This window comes from Phenylobacterium sp. (assembly GCF_019636135.1).
GTDB lineage: Bacteria > Pseudomonadota > Alphaproteobacteria > Caulobacterales > Caulobacteraceae > Phenylobacterium.
The window spans coordinates 98305-117484 of the sequence record NZ_JAHBYD010000016.1 but is presented as its reverse complement, the minus strand read 5'-3'; the positions used below and the strand labels follow the sequence as shown (position 1 = coordinate 117484).

9 protein-coding genes are annotated in these 19180 nt (G+C 72.9%); 4 read left to right on the top strand and 5 right to left on the bottom strand.

Going from position 1 to position 19180, the window contains the following annotated elements:
- The 4 genes from KF737_RS12875 to KF737_RS12860 form a co-directional block, all read right to left on the bottom strand.
- On the bottom strand, positions 1-9113 hold a 9113-nt coding region (locus KF737_RS12875; RefSeq protein ID WP_296455212.1), incomplete at its 3' end, for a hypothetical protein.
- A 3-nt stretch (positions 9114-9116) separates the two neighbouring features.
- Positions 9117-10805 carry a ShlB/FhaC/HecB family hemolysin secretion/activation protein gene (locus KF737_RS12870; RefSeq protein ID WP_296455209.1) on the bottom strand — a complete coding sequence of 563 codons (1689 nt, stop codon included), beginning with the start codon at positions 10803-10805 and terminating at the stop codon, positions 9117-9119.
- 529 nt (positions 10806-11334) lie between these two features.
- Positions 11335-12129 (bottom strand): SDR family NAD(P)-dependent oxidoreductase, encoded by a 795-nt coding sequence (locus KF737_RS12865; RefSeq protein ID WP_296455206.1) that lies wholly within the window; start codon positions 12127-12129, stop codon positions 11335-11337.
- 68 nt (positions 12130-12197) lie between these two features.
- Complete coding sequence (locus KF737_RS12860) at positions 12198-13430, bottom strand: acyl-CoA dehydrogenase family protein (protein WP_296455203.1); 1233 nt, start codon at positions 13428-13430, stop codon at positions 12198-12200.
- Between the two features lie 120 nt (positions 13431-13550).
- Here KF737_RS12860 and KF737_RS12855 point away from each other — a divergent pair, with 120 nt between their 5' ends.
- Genes KF737_RS12855 through KF737_RS12845 form a run of 3 tightly spaced genes read left to right on the top strand, consistent with a single transcriptional unit; the run spans position 13551 to position 16608 of the window.
- Complete coding sequence (locus KF737_RS12855; protein WP_296455200.1) at positions 13551-14294, top strand: SDR family NAD(P)-dependent oxidoreductase; 744 nt, start codon at positions 13551-13553, stop codon at positions 14292-14294.
- Between the two features lie 2 nt (positions 14295-14296).
- Positions 14297-15838, top strand: coding sequence for an acyl-CoA synthetase (locus tag KF737_RS12850; RefSeq protein WP_296455197.1), 1542 nt, complete (start codon positions 14297-14299; stop codon positions 15836-15838).
- On the top strand, positions 15838-16608 hold the full coding sequence (locus KF737_RS12845) for a DUF1080 domain-containing protein (RefSeq protein WP_296455193.1): 771 nt from the start codon (positions 15838-15840) through the stop codon (positions 16606-16608). Before KF737_RS12850 ends, KF737_RS12845 begins: the two co-directional genes overlap by 1 nt.
- 34 nt (positions 16609-16642) lie before the next feature.
- Here the strand turns inward: KF737_RS12845 and KF737_RS12840 are convergent, their stop codons facing one another.
- On the bottom strand, positions 16643-17884 hold the full coding sequence (locus KF737_RS12840) for a serine hydrolase (RefSeq protein WP_296455190.1): 1242 nt from the start codon (positions 17882-17884) through the stop codon (positions 16643-16645).
- Positions 17885-18007: 123 nt separating this feature from the next.
- On the opposite strand from KF737_RS12840, the gene KF737_RS12835 reads away from it, so the two are divergent.
- Positions 18008-19129, top strand: coding sequence for an acyl-CoA dehydrogenase family protein (locus KF737_RS12835; RefSeq protein ID WP_296455187.1), 1122 nt, complete (start codon positions 18008-18010; stop codon positions 19127-19129).
- The last annotated feature ends 51 nt before the right edge of the window (positions 19130-19180 follow it).

Genomic DNA, 19180 nt, shown 5'->3' with positions numbered 1-19180 from the left:
GCCGCGGCGGTGCGGTCTTCGAGGGTCAGGCCGGTGAGCTGCTCGGGCGGGATGCTGATGGTCGGGTGGCCGTTGGAGGGCATGCAACTGCCCTGCTGCAGGATCGCGCAGGTGTTCAGCCGGTAGTAGCCGCTGGGCGTGACCCCGCGGTCGAAGGCGATGCCGGCCAGGAGCGAGACGCTCTCGCCGACCATGATGGTCGTGCCCGAGGTGAGCGCGCCGTTGAGCTCGATGAACTCCGGCAGGCCCGGCGTCGCCGAGGTGCGGCCGAGGAGAAGCTGGGGCGTCCTGCCGCCCAGCAGGTAGAGGCCGGTCGGCGTCGTCCCGAGGAGGCCGCCGGTGTCCTGCTGCGCCACCTTGCCGTCGGCGCGCAGGACCAGCGCGCCGGCGGTGACCAGGATGCGCGGACCACTGGTGGTCTGCGGGGCGATGACGCCCTTGACCACGCCGGGAACGCCGGCTGCCGAGGTGGCCAGGATGCGGTCGATGAAGTCCTGATAGCCCATCAGGATGTCGGCCCTGGCGTTCAGTTCGACGACGTTGAAGGCGCGCACGTCGGTGAAGCTGCGCCCGCCGGTGGTCAGGGCCGAGCCGATCGAGCCGCCGCTGTTGGCGATCACGCGGATCGAGCGCGGGGTCCAGTCGCCCGCGGCGTCGGGGGCGCCGATGCGCAGCAGGGTCGTGTTGGCGGCCGTGCCGTTGGGCGCGAAGGCGCCGGTGATCACCACGTCGGAGGCCCCGCCCGCGTAGAGTTCCAGCGAGGTGCGGATCCTGGCGGTGTCGACGGCCAGCGCGCCGATCGAGATATTGCCGCCGCGCGCGGCGCCCGAGGTGTCGCCCAGGAAGATCTGCACGACCGCCGAATCGATACGGCCGAACTGTTCGCTGGAGAGCGTCACGCCGCCCATGCCGGTCGCGCCATCGCCGAGGTTGAGGCTGGCGGCGGTGACCTCGATCCGCGTCCTCTGGGCCCGCCAGGCGCCGCCCAGCGAGACGTCGGCCGCGCGCGTGAAGATCGAGTCCGACGCGGTGGCCGAGGCCAGCGTGATCTTCGTGGCGGCCTGCAGGCGGATGTTGGCCGCGCCGACGTCGCCGCCGAGCGAGATGGCGTCGCCGCTGCGGATGTCGATGTCGCCGCCCGAGAGCGTGAAGCCCTGGATCACGGCGGTCGCCACCAGCGGGTCGACGAGGCGCATGATCGCGCCGCCCTCGGCCGCCGAGATCAGGCGGTCGGCGGCGCCGTCGGCGTTGGCGCCCGTTCCGGACGTCAGCGTGCCGGACGCCCGCACGGCGCCCGTGGCGCGGATGGCGATGTCGTCGCCGGCGGCGACCGAGGCCAGTTCCACGCCGCCGGCGCGGGCGCGGATCGCCACGTCGCGGCCGGCCGAGAGGCGGCCCGTGGCGGTCACGGCCCGGCCATCGGCCAGGATGTCGCCGCCCGCCGTGACGGCGCCCAGGCCCAGCGCGGCGTCGCCCCGGGTCTGGAAGCGGGCGTCGCGGCCGGCGGTGGCCGAGCCCGTGACGTCGATGGCGCCGCCGCGGATGTCGATGTTGGACCCGGCGAGGTCGAAGTCGCCGCCCAGCGCCGTGCGGTCGGCCGCGAACAGCTCGTCGGCCACGCCGTCGCCGTCGGGGCCGCCCTGGGCGGTGACCTGGCCCGTGACGGTGATCCCCTGCGCGGCGCGCAGCACCACGTCGTCGCCGGCGGTGATCGAGCCCAGGGTCAGCGAGCCGGTGCGGCCGCGGGCGGCCACGTCGCGGCCGGCGCGCACGGCGCCGGCGACGACCGACGCGCCGTCCAGCATCACGTCGCGGCCCGCCTCGACCTCGCCCGCCGCGGCGACGTCGCCCGTGGCGCGCAGCAGGGCGTCACGGCCGGCGGCGACCTTGCCGGTGATCGCCACCGCGCCGGTGGCGTCCAGTACGGCGTCGCGGCCGGCGCGCAGCTCGCCGCCGATGGCGACGCCGGCGGCCTGCAGGCGCACGTCGCGGCCCGCGTCGATGCGGCCGCTGTTGCTGACGGCGCCGGCGGCGCTGAGGCGGACGTCGTCCGTGGCGGAGAGCGAGCCCTGCGCCGAGACGCCGCCGGCCGCCGAGCGGATGTCGATGTTGGCGCCGCCGAGGTCGGTCGCGCCGCCGTCCAGGGCCGCGAGCCGGTCGCCCGCGCCGCTGCTGTCCGCGCCGCCGCCCGCGGTGAGCGCGCCGGTCACGGTGATGTCGCCCTGGGCGCGCACGACCAGGTCGTCGCCGGCCCGCGCCGAGCCCAGGATCAGCGCGCCGTTCGTGGCGCGGACGGCGAGGTCGGCCCCGGCCCGCACCGCGCCCGCGCTGACGCCGCCGCCGTCCAGCAGGACGTCGTGGCCCGCGTCGACGTCGGCGGCGGTGACGCGGCCGGCCGCGGCCTGGATGCGGATGTCGTCGGGGGCGCTGAGCGCGCCGACCGTCACGTCGCCGGAGGTCGAGAGGATGTCGAGGTTGCGGCCGCTGAGCGCGAAGTCGCCGCCGAGGCTGGTGCGCGCGAGGTCGAACAGCACGTCGCCGAAGCCCTGGGCGTCGGCGCCCTGGCCGACGATGCTGAGCGCGCCGGTGACGGTGATCGCGCGCGCCGCACGCAGGACGATGTCGTCGCCCGCCGCGCCGGATGCGAGGGAAACGGCGCCTTCCAGCGAGCGCACCGCCAGGTCGCGGCCGGCCGTCAGCGCGCCGCCGGTCACGTCGCCCACGGAGTCGATGGCGATGTCGCCGGTGAGGGTCGCGTCGCCCAGCATGGTCACGCCGCCGGACTTCAGGCGCAGGTGGGCGGCCTCGCCAGCCGCGTTGATGACGCCGCCCAGGCGGATGCTGGCGCCACGGATATCGATGACGCCGCCGACCGCGCTGGTCTCCGCGCCGAAGATCGAGGTCGGGCCGGTGGCGGCGATCAGGCGGTCGCCGAGACCTTCGACGTCGCCTCGCTGGCCCGACTTGAGCTCGCCGGTGGCGGTCACGTCGCCCTGGGCCCGGATCACCAGGTCGTCGCCGGCGGTGACCGATCCCACGCTGACCGTGCCGGTGCGGCCGTAGAGGGCCACGTCGCCGCCCGCGGTCAGCCCGCCCGTGGCGTTCACCGAGCCTCCGTCGACGAAGATGTCCCGGCCGGCGTTGATCAACCCGGACAGCGTCACCTCGCCGCCCGCCGCCTGCACGCGGACGTCGCCCGCGGAGTCGGCCGCGCCGATCGAGATCGCGCCGCCGCTGGAGCGCACGTCGATCGTTCCGCCCAGCAGGCTGAGTTCGCCGCCCAGCATCGTGGGGTCGGACAGGTACATCTGGTCGCCGACGCCGAGGCGCTCCACGCCGCCGGCCTTCAGCGACACGGCCCGCACGCCGGTCGCGCCGCGCAGGACGATGTCGTCCCCGGCGACGAGGGCCCCCACCACGAGGCTTCCGGTCCGCGAGCGCAGCGCGATGTCGCCCGACGCCATCAGGTCGCCGACGGAGAGCGAGGCCTCGCTGTCGATCAGGATGTCGACGCCCACCGCCGCGCCGCCGCTCATCGAGACGGCGCCGGCCTTGACCCGCGCGCTGCCCCGGGCGGCGCTGCGGAAGATGTTCACCTGGCCGGCGACCACGTCGATGTCGGACTGGGAGAGGTCGAACGACGCGCCGCCCACCGCCAGCCGACCCGCCTCCGAGGCGTCGGTGAGCCGGTCGGCGGCCCCGAGAGTCGATGCGGCGCCGGTGGTCGACACCGTCCCCTCGGTCACCAGGGCGCCGGTCGTGCGCATCGCCACGTCGTCGCCGGCGGTGACGGCCTTCAGGCGGATGGCGCCGCCGTTCCGCGCCCGGACCGCCACGTCGCCGAGGGCGGCCACGAGCGCGCCGGTGGCCTCCACGCCGCTCGATCCGGCGGCGGCGGCGCCGTCCAGCAGGATGTCGCGTCCGGCCGAGACGGCGGCGACCTTCACGCCGGCGCCGGTCAGGCCCGCGGTCTGGAAGCGCGCGTCGGTGGCGGCGGTCGAGGACCCCGCGACCTGGACCGGGCCGGCGCTGGAGCGCAGGTCGATGTTGCGGCCGGCCAGGTCGAAGTCGCCCGCGAGCCGCGTCCGCGCGGCGCCGAAGACGAGGTCGCCGGCCTGGTCGGCGTCGGTGGAGTCGGCGCCCGCGCCGGCCCGCAGGTCGCCCGTGACCGTGATGGCGCCCTTGCCGCGGATCACGACGTCGTCGCCCGCCGTGGCGCCGCCCACGGTCACCGCCGCGCCGTCGCCGGTGGAGCGGACGCCGACGTCGCGGCCGGCGGTCAGCATCCCCGTCGAGACCGTCGAGGCGCCGTCGACCAGCACGTCGCGGCCGGCGCTCAGGGCGCCCAGGTCGAGCGCGCCCGCCGACTGGATCCGCACGTCGGAATCGCCGCCCATCGCGCTCATGGAGCCGGTGGTGGTCACCGAGCCGCCGACGATGTCGATGTCGCGGCCGGTCAGGTCGAACGTCACGCCTTCGAGGGTGATCGCCCCATCGCCGGCCCGCAGGTCGTCGCCCAGGCCCACGCTGTCGCCGCCGCCACCGGTGCTGACCGCGCCGTTGACGATCACCGCGCCGGTGGTGCGGACGACGATGTCGTCGCCGGCCGAGAGGCCTGCCAGCCTGACCTGGCCGCCGCCGCGCGAGCGGACCGCCACGTCGCTGCCGGTGGACGTCAGCGTGCCCGTGGCCTCGACGCTGGCCGCGCCGTCGAGGAAGACGTCGCGGGCCGCCGTCACGGCGCCGACCTTGAGCGCGCCGCCGCCGTCGTCGGTGGAGAACATCGCCCGGCGGCCCGCGCTGGCGGAGCCGCCCACGTCGATGTCGAGGGTCGAGCGCACGCGGACGTCGGCGTTCGCGCCCACGGCCGCCAGGTCGCCGCCGACCGTGACGCCCTGGCCGACCAGCCGCAGCATCGCGCCCTGCGCCAGCAAGGGCGCGCTCTCCTCGTCCAGGTTCAGGTAGTGCAGGTAGATCGCGAGCTGGTCGGCCGCTTCCGTGGCGCCGTCGATCACGCGGTCGAGGTTCACCGGCAGGCGCGGGAAGGGCGCGCCCGACGTGGCGCCGCCCACGATGCTGGTGCGGCCGTAGACGCTGAACGCCAGGACGTCGTCGCCGGCCCTGGCCGAGGCGATGGTCACGCCCGAGCCGCTGTGGTCGTTGGCGGCCGCGCCCGGCGTCGCCCCGCCCCGGCCCAGGACCGCGATGTCGCGCCCGGCCTTCAGGTCGCCCGCGATCACCGCCTTGGCGGAGTCGATCTGGATGTCCCGCGTGGCGATGACGCCGCCGAGCTGGATGCTGGGCGCGAGCCCGATGACCGGCGTCGTCGGGACGCGCGTCTCGATCCGCACGTCCGAGGTGGAGTCGTCGACGGGCCCGGCGATGTCCGGAGCGTCGGTGCTGGGCTGGCGGCCGGCGACGGTCGTGCCGGTGATGCGGACCGCCTGGCCCACGATGTTCACGTCGAAGCCCACGACCTTGAACACCGTCCCGGGGTTGCCGTCGAAATCCATGAAGGGCAGGGCGGCGTTGAGGTCGTCGCCGGCCCCGTCGGCGTCGACGGTCGGCTGGCCGACCAGGTCGCGGCCCGCCTGCACGTCGCCGATCACCTCGACCATGCCGTTCGGCGCGCGCAGCACCACGTCGTCGCCGGCCCTGGCCGAGCGCATCGAGATGGCGCCGTTCGGCGCATGCACGGCCACGTCGCGGCCGGCGAACACGTCGCCGGTCTGCAGCGTGGCGGCGACCGCGCCCTCGCTCTTGAGCACGATGTCACGGTGCGCGGTGAGGGCGCTGTTGTTCCCCGTCGAGAGCCGCAGCGCCGCGACGGACGGCGAGGGATCGGCCGCCGTGACGGTGACGAAGACGTCGGAGTCCAGTTGCGCCGGGTCCAGGGTCTCGCCCGCGTCGGCCGTGCGGCCCGCGGCGACGTCGCCGGTGATGGTGATCGCCTGGGCCTTGAGGTCGATGTCGTGGCCCGTGAGCGTCGCGCCCGCCAGGGTGTCGGTCGCGCCGGACGGGTCGCCGGTCCCCTGCGTCGTGCCGGAGCGCAGGCCGCCGCCGCTGGTGATCGCGCCGCTGAGCGCCCGGATGGCGATGTCGTCGCCCGCCCGGATCGTGCCGACGGTGACGTCGGCGCTGGCGCTGCGGACCGCGACGTCGCGGTTCGCGATCATCGTGGCGGCGGCGGCCTGCACGTTGCTGGCCGCCTGGACCACGATGTCCTGCGTCGAGCGCAGCGTGCCCGTGACGGTGGCGGTGGTCGCGCCGTCGACGGTGACGTCGCCGAGCGCCTGGCCGGTCCCTTGCGTGGCGGCCGAGCCCACGGTGACCGCGCCGCCCGTGGACTTCACCAGCACGTGGGCGTCGTCGCCGGCGCCGACGCCGGTGGAGGTGAGGCCGCCGCCGCCGGTGTCGACCGAGCCGGTGGTCGCGGTGACCTCGATGTCGTTGCCGGCGGTGACTGTCCCGGTCACGCTGGCCGTGCCGGTGGTCGCGGTGACCAGCACGTGCCGCGCCGCGCTTCCGGAGCCGAGGCTGGCGGTCGGCGCCGTGACCCTGATGTCGCGCGACGAGGACCCCGACAGCAGGGTCGCCATGGTCGGGCTCTCGATCGTCACGTCGCCGAGCGCCGGGCCGGTTCCCTGCGTGGTCGCCGAGCCCACGATGACGGAGCCGCTGTTGGATTTCGCCAGCACGTGGGCGTCGTCGCCCGCGCCGACGCCCGTGGAGGTCAGGCTGCCGCCGGCCGCGCTGACATTGCCGGTATCGGAGGTGACCTCGATGTCGTTGCCGGCGGAGACCGCGCCGGTGACGCTGGCGGCGCCTGTGGTGGCGGTGACGAAGACGTGGCGCCCGGCCGAGCCGGCGCCCAGGGTCGCCGCGGGGCCCCTGACGACGATGTCGCGCGACGCCTGGCCGTTGTTCAGCCTGGCCGTCCCGGCGGCCTCGACGGTGACGTCGCCCAGGGCGCCCGAGGTCCCCTGGGTGATCGCCGAGCCCACGGTGGCCGACCCGCCGGCCGACTTCACCAGCACATGGGCGTCGTCGCCCGCGCCGATCCCGGTGGACTTCAGCGTCGCGCTGGCCGCGCTGATGCTGCCGTTGGCGGTGACCTCGATGTCGTCGCCCGCGGTGACCGCGCCCGTGACGCTGGCCGAGGTCGTTCCGGTGACGAAGACGTCGCCGGCCGCCGTGGCGCCGCCCAGGGTCGCGGAGGGTCCGCCCACCGTGATGTTCCGCGCCGACTGGCCGGAGGTGAGCAGGGCGCTCGTGGCGGCCTCGACCGCGACGTCGCCGCCGGCCGCATCGGTCGTCGCCGCCGAGCCGACGTCGACGCCGCCCGTCGTCGATTTCGCCAGCACGTGGCCGCCGGCCCCGGTCGAGACCAGCTCCCCGCCCGCGGCCGCGACGTCGCCGCCGGTCGCCTGCACCTCGACATGGCGTGTGGCCGCGACCGTGCCCGTGACCCCGGCGTTTCCGGCCGAGGCGGTGACCAGCACGTCGCGGGCCGCCGTCCCGCCGCCGATCGTGGCCGCGGGGCCGGTCACCTTGATGTCGCGCCCGGACGCGCCCGACGCCAGCGCAGCCGTCGTCGCGCCCTCGACGGTGACGTCGTCGGTCCCCTCGGTGATCGCCGATCCGACCGACGCCGATCCGGCCGTCGACTTCGCCAGCACGTGTCCGCCGGTCGACTTCAGCGCGCCGGTCACCGCGACGTCACCGGTCGTGGCGGTGACCTCGACGTGGCGGCCGCCGGTGGCCGTGCCGGTCACCCCGGCCGGGCCCGTCGTGGCGGCGACCAGCACGTCGCGCGCCGCCGTGGCGCCGCCGAGGGTCGCCGTCGGCGCCGTGAGCTTGATATCGCGCCCGGAGCTGCCGCTGCCCAGCGAGGCGGTGGTCGCGGCTTCGACCGTGACGTCGGCGGCTGCGTCCTGGGTCGTCGCCGCGCCGAGCGTCACCGCGCCGCCCGTGGACCTGGCCAGCACATGTCCGCCGCTCGAATTGAGCGTCCCGCTCCCGGCTACGACGTCGCCGGTCGTGGTCGTCACCTCGATGTGGCGGGCCGCGCTCACCGTGCCGGTCACGCCGGCTGCGCCGGTGGTGGCGGTGACGAACAGGTCGCGCCCCGCCGATCCCGACCCCAGGCTGGCGGCCGGGCCGGCGACCTTGATGTCGCGTCCCGCCGTGCCGCTTCCGAGGCTGGCGCGGGTCAGGCCGGTGATCTCGATGTCGGCGCTGCTGTCGCTCGCCGCGGCGGTGTCGACGGTGACGACGGCGCCCGAGGCCCTGGCGCCGGCGCCGCCGTTCAGCGAGGTGAGGGTGATGTCGCCGCCGGTCGCCGTGACGCTGGCCACCTCGCCGGCCGTCACCTCGCCGACGTCGACGCCGCCCGCGAGCGTGGTGACCGTGGCGCCCTTGGCGGCGAGGACGATTTCGGCGGCCAGGTCGCCGGTCGTCGCGCTCAGGACCAACTCGCCCTCGTCGTTGATCGAGGCGGTGGTCGCCAGGCCGATCGTGTCGATCTTGATCAGCGAGTCCGACGCGGTGCGCAGCACCGACAGCGGGGCCGCGGCGTCGACGAAGGCCATGTCGACGATGTCGTCGCCGCGCGCGAAGACGAAGGCGCCGGCGGTCATCACCGCGCCGGGCGAGATCACCACGCCCTGGGGGGAGTAGAACCAGATATTGCCGCCCGGATCGGCGCCGACCAGGCCGGCCACCTGGCCGCCGGCGTCCACCTTCACCTGGGTCGGCGACTTGTTGAGGACGATGTCGGACGTCGCGCCGAAGTGGAACGTGACCTTGTCGGCGGCGCTGACGTGGAAGCTGTCCCAGTTGATGACGGTGCGCGTCGACTTCAGGTCGACGTCGAGGCTGTTCGCGTCGGGCGCGGTGATGGTGGGCTGGGCGCCGCCCGTGGCGACGGCGATGGCCGCCGCGTCGGGAATGGCCGGCAACGTCTGGGCCGGGGCGGCGGTCGCCAGCAGCAGGGCCGCCGCGCCGCCCAGTCCTGCGTAGTACAGTCCTGCGTAATACAGGGCCGAGCCGCCGAGCAGCCGCGCGCGGCGGCTGCCTTGAGCCGCGATCCCGGTTGTGGCGGCCGCGGTCATCGCCTAGCCCGCCACCAGCAACTGGAACAGGATGCGGTCCGACGGCCTGTTCGGCGCGTTCGGGAACGGCTTGTCGAAGGGCCGCGCCCACTCGACCTGGGCGCGCACGCCGAACGGCAGCCGGGCCTCGAGGCCGGCGCCGGCCGAGCGCAGCACGCGCGTCTCCGATCCCACGTCCAGGTTCCTGATGTAGCTCGCGTCCGCAAAGGCGAAGGGCGAAATCGTGACCCCGTTGACGATACGCTGCGGGCGCGCCTGAAGCTTCACCTCGCCGCTGACGGCGCGGTCGCCCGAGAGGACGGCGGGCTCATAGCCCCGGCCGATCGTCAGGTCGCCCACCGCCAGTTCCTCGTAGGCAAGCGCCGGCTTGTCCGCCCACTGCGCCTGGCCGCGGACGCCGAGGTCGAACCAGCGGTGGATCAGGTGGCCCTCGCCCTCGCTGCGCACGACCCATGCGTCGGGGAGCCCCTGGATGCGCGACAGGCCCTGGTCGCCGGCCTTGCTGCCGCCCAGCAGCGAGAAGCCCCTGCGCGTCTCCAGGCTGCCGCTGGCGGCGACGCCGAGGCGATTGCCGAGGCCGTGGTTGAAGTCACCGCTCAGCCGCGCCCAGGCCACGCGAAGCTGGTCGTCGGCCAGCACGTCGCCCCCGGGGAACGACGTCTTCTGGCTCACGACATCGACGCCCGCCGAGGCATAGACGCTGTAGCGGCGAAGCCTGATCAACGGATAGCGCGCCTCGGCTGTCCCAACGAAGGACACGCCCTGCAATTTCAGTTCCGCCAGCCCGCCGCCCGGCCGCGACTGGCCGTAGGCCATCGAGACACGGCCGGTGAGGCCGCTCGACCCGACCCGCGCCTCCTCCACGACCTGGGCGATCCACTGCTCGTTGGCGGTGACGGTGCGGTAGGCGATCAGCGTCGTGCGCTCGCCGTACTTCGTGTAGGCGTTGAAGTCGGCGCGGCCCAGTACGCTCCACGGGCCCAGCGACTCCGACCCGGTGTTCTGGCCGGCCACCAGGTAATTCATCGGGTCGCGCGAGAGCTGCACTTCGAGGTCGATGGCGCCCTGGCCCTCGGCCGAAGGCCGCAACGCCGCCGAGACGCGGACCCGTGGCACGTCGTTGGCCAGCAGCAGGTAGCGCTGGGCGGTGTCGAGATCGAAGGGCGTCATGCCGCGCAGCTTGTCGAGGTAGGCCTCGACGCGGTCCTGGGCGGGGCCGATGTCGCCGCGGACGCGGACGGCGACGATGCGCGCCTCGGTGACCTCGATGCGCAGGCGCCCGCCCGAGATGGTCTGCTCGGGGATCTCGACGCGCGCCAGCCGGCCCTTGCGGAACAGGATCAGCGAGAGCCGGTCGCGGATCTCGCAGATCCTGGCGACAGGGATCTCCGCGCCGACCAGCCGGGCGTAGGCGGCCCGCGCGTCCTCGGGGTCGATGGAACTGCCCACCACGTCGACGCCCTGCAGCCGGAAGCTGAGGGTGGAGCTCGCCAGCGGGCAGGGGAGCGCGGTCGGCGCCGAGAAGAGGTCGGAGTCGCGCGGCGGCGGGCGAGCGCCGCGGCGGGCTTCGGGATTCAGGTCCTGGCGGCTCGGCGCCGCGGCGTTCGGAGTCGCGGCCGCGACCTGGGCCATGGCGTGGCCAGGCCCAAGCAGCGCCAGGGCCGCCAGGAAGGCCCGGCCGCCCGCAATCAAGCCGCGTACTGTCACATCTGGTCGCCCGACCCCGAAGCATCGGCGCGCGCCCGCACGCCGATGGTAAAGCGAAAGCACAAACCCCGGCCTTTTGCGACGGCGATTCACGGGCCGGCGGCGAGACGCGCCGGTTTGCGCAAGCGATTGAGACACTGTGTGAAGTGACCGCGTGGCGCGGTCGTCGCTCGCAGCCCGTGCAGGTCGAAAACTCGGCACTCGTCCGCCCTCGCCCGAGCCGCGCCCGGCCGAGCGGTAGCACCGCGGCGGGCGCCCCCGGTATCGGACCGAAGTCCTAGGACTAAAGTCGTAGGCTCGCCGATCGTGCGGCGTTGGTCGCCCCGCCGCGACCGGGCGGCGGCGACGGGGCGACTTTTCATGCTGGCGCTGCCGTAGGTTGTGCTATCGATTCGGCGTTCGCACCGAAGCACCCCCCCCTTATAGACTCGGTGCGGATCGGCCCGGGGCACTCCGTCGGGGGAGCTCCGGGCCACGGGGCGCCCGGAGTTCCACTACCCAGCGTAGTGACGTCTCAGCGAGGCGCCATCCGGATCGCACCGTCGAGGCGGACGGTCTCGCCATTGAGGTAGCCGTTGCGGCACATGGTGACGGCCAGGTCGGCGTACTCCTCGGCGTGGCCCAGGCGCTTGGGGAAGGTCACCGAGGCGGCGAGGCCGGCGTAGACCTGCGGCGCGCGGGTCTTCAGGCCCCCCAGCATCGGCGTGTCCATGATGCCCGGCAGGATGGTGTTGATGCGGATGCCGTCGCCGGAGAGGTCGCGGGCGATGACCAGGGTCATGCCCTTGATCGCCGCCTTGGCCGCCGAATAGGCCACCTGGCCGATTTGGCCCTCTTCGGCCGCCACCGAGCCGGTGTTGACGATCGCGCCCCGATCACCCGTCTCGTCAGGTTCAAGATTCGCGATCATGCCCGCCGCGCTCTTCACGATGCAGCGGAAGGTGCCGACGGTGTTGAGCTCGAGCACGTAGGAGAAGTCCGAGACCTTGAACGGCACGACCTCGCCGGTCTCCTTGTTCTTGCCGACGGTCTTGCCGCCGCGGCCGCCGCCGGCGCAGTTGACCAGGATGCGCTCCTGGCCGTTGGCCGCACGGGCCTTCTCGAAGCCGGCGTCGACCGAGGCCTCGTCCATCACGTTGACCTGGCAGAAGATCGCGCCGGTCTCCTTCGCCGCCGCCTCGCCGGTCTCGGCGTTGAAGTCGAAGATCGCCACCTTGACGCCGAGGTTGCGCAGGGCCTGCACGGTGGCCTTGCCGAGGCCGGAGGCGCCGCCGGTGACGATGGCGGATACGGACGAGTCGAGCTTCATGGCGGTCTCCCAATCTGGATCTGGGCGACGCTTAGCATGCCCCTCGCCTCACGCTGGGGCAGACCGCTTCAGAGGCCCAGGATGCCCTTGGCGATGATGTTGCGCTGGATCTCGTTGGAGCCGGCGTAGATCGAGCCGGCGCGGTCGTTCAGGTACTTGGCCGCGACGGTGCGGGCGTACTCCGGGCCGACGCCCTCGCGGTCGTTCGGCGGGACGAAGTGGGGCGTGGGCCCGCCCGGCGAGACCGTGTGCGGCTGGTAGACGGCGGCGAAGAGGCCGGCGGCTTCGACGGCGATCTCGGTCAGGCGCTGCGAGAGTTCGGTGCCCAGCGTCTTCTGCAGCGACGACTCCTGTCCCGGCGGGTCGCCGGCCGAAAGCCGCGCCATCAGCTTGAGCTCGGTCGCCTCCAGGGCCTCGATCTGCACCATCGTGTCGGCCAGGTGGGCGCGCAGGGCGCGGGCCTCTGCGGCGAGGTCGGGCCGCCCCCTGGTCTCGTGCCCGATGATCGCGGCGATCTTGCGGGCGCGGCCCTTGAGGCCGGGGGTCGCGACCCCGCCGCCGCGCTCGAACTGCATCAGGTACTTGGCCACGCCCCAGCCCTCGCCCACGCGGCCGACGACGTTCGCCGTCGGCACGCGGACGTCGGTGAAGAAGACATGGTTCTGGATGTGCTCGCCGGAGAGCGAGATGATCGGCTGCACCTCGACGCCGGGCGAGCGCATGTCGATCAGGAGGAAGGTGATGCCCTTCTGCGGGATCGCCTCCCTGGCCGTCCGCACGAGGCAGAAGATCCAGTTCGCGCGGTTCGCGTGGGTCGTCCACAGCTTGTGGCCGGTGCAGACGAAGTCGTCGCCGTCCTCGACGGCCGCCATCTGCAGCGAGGCGAGGTCGGAGCCGGAGCCGGGCTCGGAATAGCCCTGGCACCAGAAGTCGTCGCCGCGCAGCATGCGGGGCAGGAAGCGGGCCTTCTGCTCCGGCGTGCCGTGGCCGATCAGCACCGGGCCGCACATGCCCAGGCCCATGGGCGACAGCGGCGGCGCGCCGGCCGCGGCGAGTTCCGACGCAAAGATGTAGCGCTCGCTCACCGACCACGCGCAGCCGCCGTATTCCCTGGGCCAGGCGGGCGCGACCCAGCCCTTGGCGTACAGGATCTTCTGCCAGGCCAGGGAGACGTCGTCGTCAGCGTAGACGCTGGTCATGGCGGCGCCGGCGCGGCGCAGCTCGGGCGTCAGCTCGGCGTCGAGGAAGGCCCGCACCTCGTCGCGGAACTTCAGGTCCGCGTCGCTCCAGCTCAGGTCCATGGCGGGGCCTCGTTTGCCGCTCGTCCCGGCGGCTTAGGCGAAACGCCGAAGTTCGGAAAGACTGCCCTAGCGGTAGCCGGTTTCGGGCCTAGCATGCCGGGAAAACGACGGGAGACGCCCATGGCCGACGACCTCTTCGACCTTTCCGGAAAGGTCGCGCTGATCACCGGCGGCAGCCGCGGGCTGGGGCTGCAGATGGCCCGTGCCTTCGCCCGCCACGGCGCCGACGTGATCATCGCCAGCCGCAAGCTGGACGCCTGCGAAGAGGTGGCCGCGGAGATCCGCGCGATGGGGCGCAACGCCAAGGCCTACGCCGTGCATGCCGGCCGCTGGGCCGAGATGGAGCGGCTGATCGAGGACGTCTACGCCGACTTCGGCCGCATCGACATCCTGGTGAACAACGCGGGCATGAGCCCGGCCGTGCCCAGCCACGAAGTGACCGAGCAACTGTTCGACAGCGTGATGAGCCTGAACTTCAAGGGCCCGTTCCGGCTGGCCAGCGAGGTGGCGCACCGCATGAGCCAGGGCGACGGCGGCGCGATCATCAACATCTCCTCGACCGGGGCGCTGATGCCGCTGCCGGCGGTGATCCCGTACTCCGGCGCCAAGGCGGCGCTGAACGCGATGACGGTGTCGCTGGCGCACGAATACGGGCCGAAGGTGCGGGTGAACTCGATCTCGGCGGGGCCGTTCCTGACCGACATCTCCAAGGCCTGGAGCGAGGCGGCGCGGGAGACATCCGACAACGCGCTGGGCCGCCCCGGCCGGCCGGAGGAGATCGTGACCACGGCGCTGTTCCTGGCGAGCCCCGCCTCGTCGTTCACGACCGGCGCGATCGTCCGCTGCGACGGGGGCCAGAGCTAGCCATGCATCCGTCCGTCCACGCGCAGACCACGCCCGACAAGCCCGCCTTCATCATGGCCGGCAGCGGGCACACCGTGACCTACCGCGAACTGAACGACCGCTCGAACCAGGGGGCGCAGCTCTTCCGGTCGCTTGGCCTGCAAGTGGGCGACGGCGTGGCGATCATGATGGAGAACCACCCGATCTACTACGAGGTGCTGTGGGCGGCGCAGCGGTGCGGCCTACGCTACACGGCGATCTCGTCGCGGCTGACGGCGGGCGAGGTGGCCTACATCCTCCAGGACTCGGGCGCGAAGGCGTTCGTGGTCTCCCGCGCGATGGCCGAGGTGGCGGCCGAGGCGGTGAAGGACGCGCCGGCCATGCCGCTGTTCATGGCCGACGAAGCCGTGGCGCCGTTCGCCTCGTTCGAAGCCGAGCGGGCCAGGCATCCGGCGACGCCGGTGGCCGACGAGACGCCCGGCGTCGCCATGCTCTACTCGTCGGGCACGACAGGGCGGCCGAAGGGCGTGAAGCGGCCGCTGCCGGGCGGGCCGCTGACCGCCGCCGAGGGCCTGACTGAGTGGGCGCGGACGCTCTACGGGATGGACGGCGACACCGTCTACCTGTCGCCCGCGCCGCTCTATCACGCCGCCCCGCTGGGCTGGTCGATGAACGTGCAGCGGCTGGGCGGCACGGTGGTGATGATGGAGAAGTTCGACCCCGAGGACTGCCTGCGGCTGATCGAAAGGCGCCGCATCACCCACGTCCAGTTCGTGCCCACCCACTTCGTCCGCATGCTGAAGCTGCCGGAGGCCGTGCGCGCCAAGTACGACCACAGCTCGCTGAAGGTGGTGTTCCACGCCGCCGCGCCGTGCCCCGTGCCGGTGAAGGAGCAGATGATCGCCTGGTGGGGGCCGCTGATCCACGAATACTACGCCGGCACCGAGGGCAACGGGCGGACGACGATCAACTCGGCCGACTGGCTGACGCACAAGGGCTCGGTGGGCCGCGCGACGCTCCCGGTGGAACTCCACATCTGCGGCGACGACGGCGAGCCGCTGCCGCCACGCGCCGAGGGGATGGTGTTCTTCTCGGGCGGCGCGAAGTTCGAGTACCACAACGCGCCCGAGAAGACGGCCGACAGCACCAACCAATACGGCTGGACCACCCTGGGCGACGTGGGCTGGATGGACGAGGAGGGCTTCCTCTACCTCACCGACCGCAAGAGCTTCATGATCATCTCGGGCGGTGTGAACATCTACCCGCAGGAGGTCGAGAACCTGCTGATCACCCACCCGCGCGTGGCCGACGCCGCCGTGGTCGGCGCGCCCGACGAGGAGATGGGCGAGAAGGTGGTCGCGGTGATCCAGCCGATGGACTGGGCCGACGCCGGCGACGACCTCAGGGCCGAGCTCGACGCCTACTGCCGGGCGAACCTGTCGGGCGTGAAGCGGCCGCGGGTGATCGACTTCATGGCCGAGCTGCCGCGCCATCCCACCGGCAAGCTGTACAAGCGCCTGATCCGCGACGCCTACTGGGGCAAGACCGGCGGGACGATCGTCTGATGCGCGCACTTCTGGCAGGGCTGGCGTTGGTCGTGGCGGCGGGGCCGGCCGCGGCCGCCGAGACGTGGGTCTCGCTGTTCGACGGCAGGACGCTCACCGGCTGGACGCCGAAGATCATGGGCCTGCCCGCCGGCGAAGATCCGCTGCACACCTTCCGCGCTGAGGACGGCAGGATCGTCGTCAGCTACGACCAGTACGGCGGCGCGTTCAGGAACCGCTTCGGCCACCTCTTCTACAAGGCGCCGTTCAGCGCCTACCGGCTGCGGATGGAGTACCGCTTCGTCGGGACCTGGCCGGCCGACACGCCCGACTGGGCCAAGGGCAACTCGGGCGTGATGATCCATTCGCAGGCGCCGGCGACCATGGCGGTCGACCAGCCGTTCCCGGTCTCGCTGGAGGTCCAGTACCTGGGCGTCGTGCCGGGCCAGGCGCGGACCACGGGCAACCTCTGCACGCCTGGCCTCAACGTCGAGATGGCCGGCAAGCTCATCACCCGGCATTGCAACGACGCGATCTCGCCCGCGCTGCCGTTCGGCGAATGGGTCAGGATGGAGGTCGAGGTCAGCAAGGCCGGCCACGTCGTCCACCGCATCAACGGCCGCGACGTCATCGCCTACGACGCCCCGCAGTACGATCCGGCCGACAAGACCGCGACGCCCCTGATCGCCGCGGCCGGCGGCGCGCTGCCCGTGACCGGCGGCTATATCGCGCTCCAGAGCGAGGGCTCGCCCATCGAGTTCCGCAGGATCGAGGTGCTGGAAATCAGATAGCTCCGTCATCTCCCGCTTGTCCGGGCCATGACGTTCAGGGGGTGAGCGACGCCTTCACCGCCTTCTGGCTGACCGGTTGCACCTGTGGGGTGTTCTCGCCGCCGAGGCGCTGGATGAGGCCGACGAAGACGACCTTGTTCTCCGGGTCGACCCAGAACCAGGTGCCGGCCGCGCCGTCCCACAGGTAGCTGCCCTTGCCCATGGCGACCTGGGCGCGGTCGGGGTCGGTGACCACCACGCCGTTCCAGCCGTATTCGTAGCCGGGCCGGATCTGCTGCTGGCCGACGCCGTAGCCGCCGGCGGCGATCTCGGGCGAGATGTGGCTGGTCATCATCAGCCTGACGGTGGCGGGCTTCAGGATGCGCGCGCCGTCGAGCTGGCCGCCGTTCAGCAGCATCTGGGCGAAGCGGGCGTAGTCCGAGGCGGTGGTGACCAGGCCGCCGCCGCCCGACGCGAAGCCGGGGACCTTGGCGTAGGCCGAGTTGAACGGGCCGGGGCCGGGAACCTGCAGCCCGCCGTCCTTCCACTCGTAGAGCTGGGCGAAGCGCCCGCGCTTGCCGTCGGGCACCACGAAGCCGGTGTCGACCATCTTCAGCGGCCCGAAGATGCGGCTCTGCATGAAGAGCGGCAGCGACTGCCCTGAGAGCCGCTCGACGATCAGGCCCTCGACGTCCATCGAGATCGAGTACTGCCACTTCGTCCCCGGCTCGTAGGCCAGCGGCAGGGTCGCGATCCGCCCCAACGCCTCCGCCGACGACTCCGCGCGGAGCGGGCTGTTGGCGCGGTAGGCGTCGTCGACGTAGCCGGGGTTGAAGCCGTAGGAGAAGCCGGCGGTGTGGGTCATCACCTCGCCGATGGTGGGCTGATGCGCCGGGGCGGCCAGGATCGGCTTGCCGTCCGCGTCCATCCCCTTGAACACCTTCAGGCCGGCGAGCTCGGGCAGCACCTTGGCGAGCGGGTCCTCCGGCCGCCACTTGCCCTCGTCGTAGAGGATCGCCATGGCGACGGCGGTGACCGGCTTGGTCATGGAGAAGGCGCGCACGATGGTGTCCATCTGCATGGGCGCGCCGGTCTCGAGGTCGCGCTTGCCGATGGCCGAGGCATGCACGAGCCTGCCGTCCTTCAGCGCGTAGGTGACCACCCCGGCCAGTTCGCCCTTCTCGACGTAGGGGCTGAGCGCCGCGTCGACTGCGGGCCACTTAGGCTGCGCGTGCGCCTGGGTCGCGGCGGCCAGCGCCGCCAGGGCCGCCGTCGCCAGGTTCTTCGGATCGATCATCAAGAAGCTCCCCCTCAAGGCCGCCGAGCTTGGCGCGCGGTCACGCCGTCTCCCAGCGGAATCACGCGCTTCCCTGCCGTGGCGGCAGCGGGTTCAAGTGCGCGGCGAGCCACGGAGCATGCCATGAACCTCGACTTTTCCGACGACCAGAAGGCGTTGCAGGACCAGGTCCGCCGCTTCCTGGCCGAGAGGTGCCCGACCACCGTGCCGCGCGCGATCCTCGAAGGCGCGGAGCCGTACGACAAGGCGCTCTACGCCGGCTTGGCCGACCTGGGCGTGCTGGGCGTGGCGATCCCCGAGGCCTACGGCGGCATGGGGCTGGGCCACCTGGAGCTGTGCCTGATCGCCGAGGAGCTGGGCCGCGCGATCGCGCCCGTGCCGGTGAGTTCGTCCATCTACCTCTGCGCCGAGTTCCTGCTGCTGGCGGGTTCGGAGGCGCAGAAGCAGGCGTGGCTGCCGAAGCTGGCCAGCGGCGCGGCGGTGGGGACGTTCGCCTACGTCGAGGGTTCGGGCCGCGTGAAGCTGGACAGCATCAAGGCCAGCCTGAAGGACGGCAAGCTGACCGGCGCGAAGATCGTCGTGCCGGACGGCGACGTGGCCGACGTGGCGGTGGTGCTCGCGAAGGCGGCGGGCGGCCTGCAGCTCTGCCTCGTCGATCTCTCCGGCCCGGGGGTGGGGCGCGAGACTCTGGAGACCATCGACCCGACCCGCAGCTATGCCAGGCTCACGTTCGACGGCGCGGCGGCCGAGCCGCTGGGCGCCGCGGGCGACGGCTGGGGCCTGACCGACCGGGTGATCGACCGCGCCGCGATCCTGCAGGCCTACGAGCAGGTGGGCGGCGCCGACCGGGCGCTGGAGATGGCGCGCGACTATGCGCTGGACCGGATGGCGTTCGGCCGGCCGATCGGCTCGTTCCAGGGCATCAAGCACATGCTGGCCGACATGTACGTCTCGGCAACGCTGGCGCGGTCCAACTGCTACTACGCGGCCTGGGCGCTCTCCACGGAGGCGGCTGAACTGCCGGTGGCGGCGGCCACGGCGCGGGTGTCGGCCACCAGCGCCTTCCAGCACTGCGCCAAGAACAACATCCAGGTGCATGGCGGCATGGGCTTCACCTGGGCCTTCGACTGCCACCTCTACTACCGGCGCGCCAACGCCCTGGCGCTCTCGCTGGGGTCGCTGTCGACCTGGGAGAGCCTGCTGATCGAACGCATGAGCGCCGGCAACGCCGAAGCGGCGGCCTAATTCTTACTTAGACCCGACCATTCGTGAACGAATAGTCGGGGGGCGAGGAAA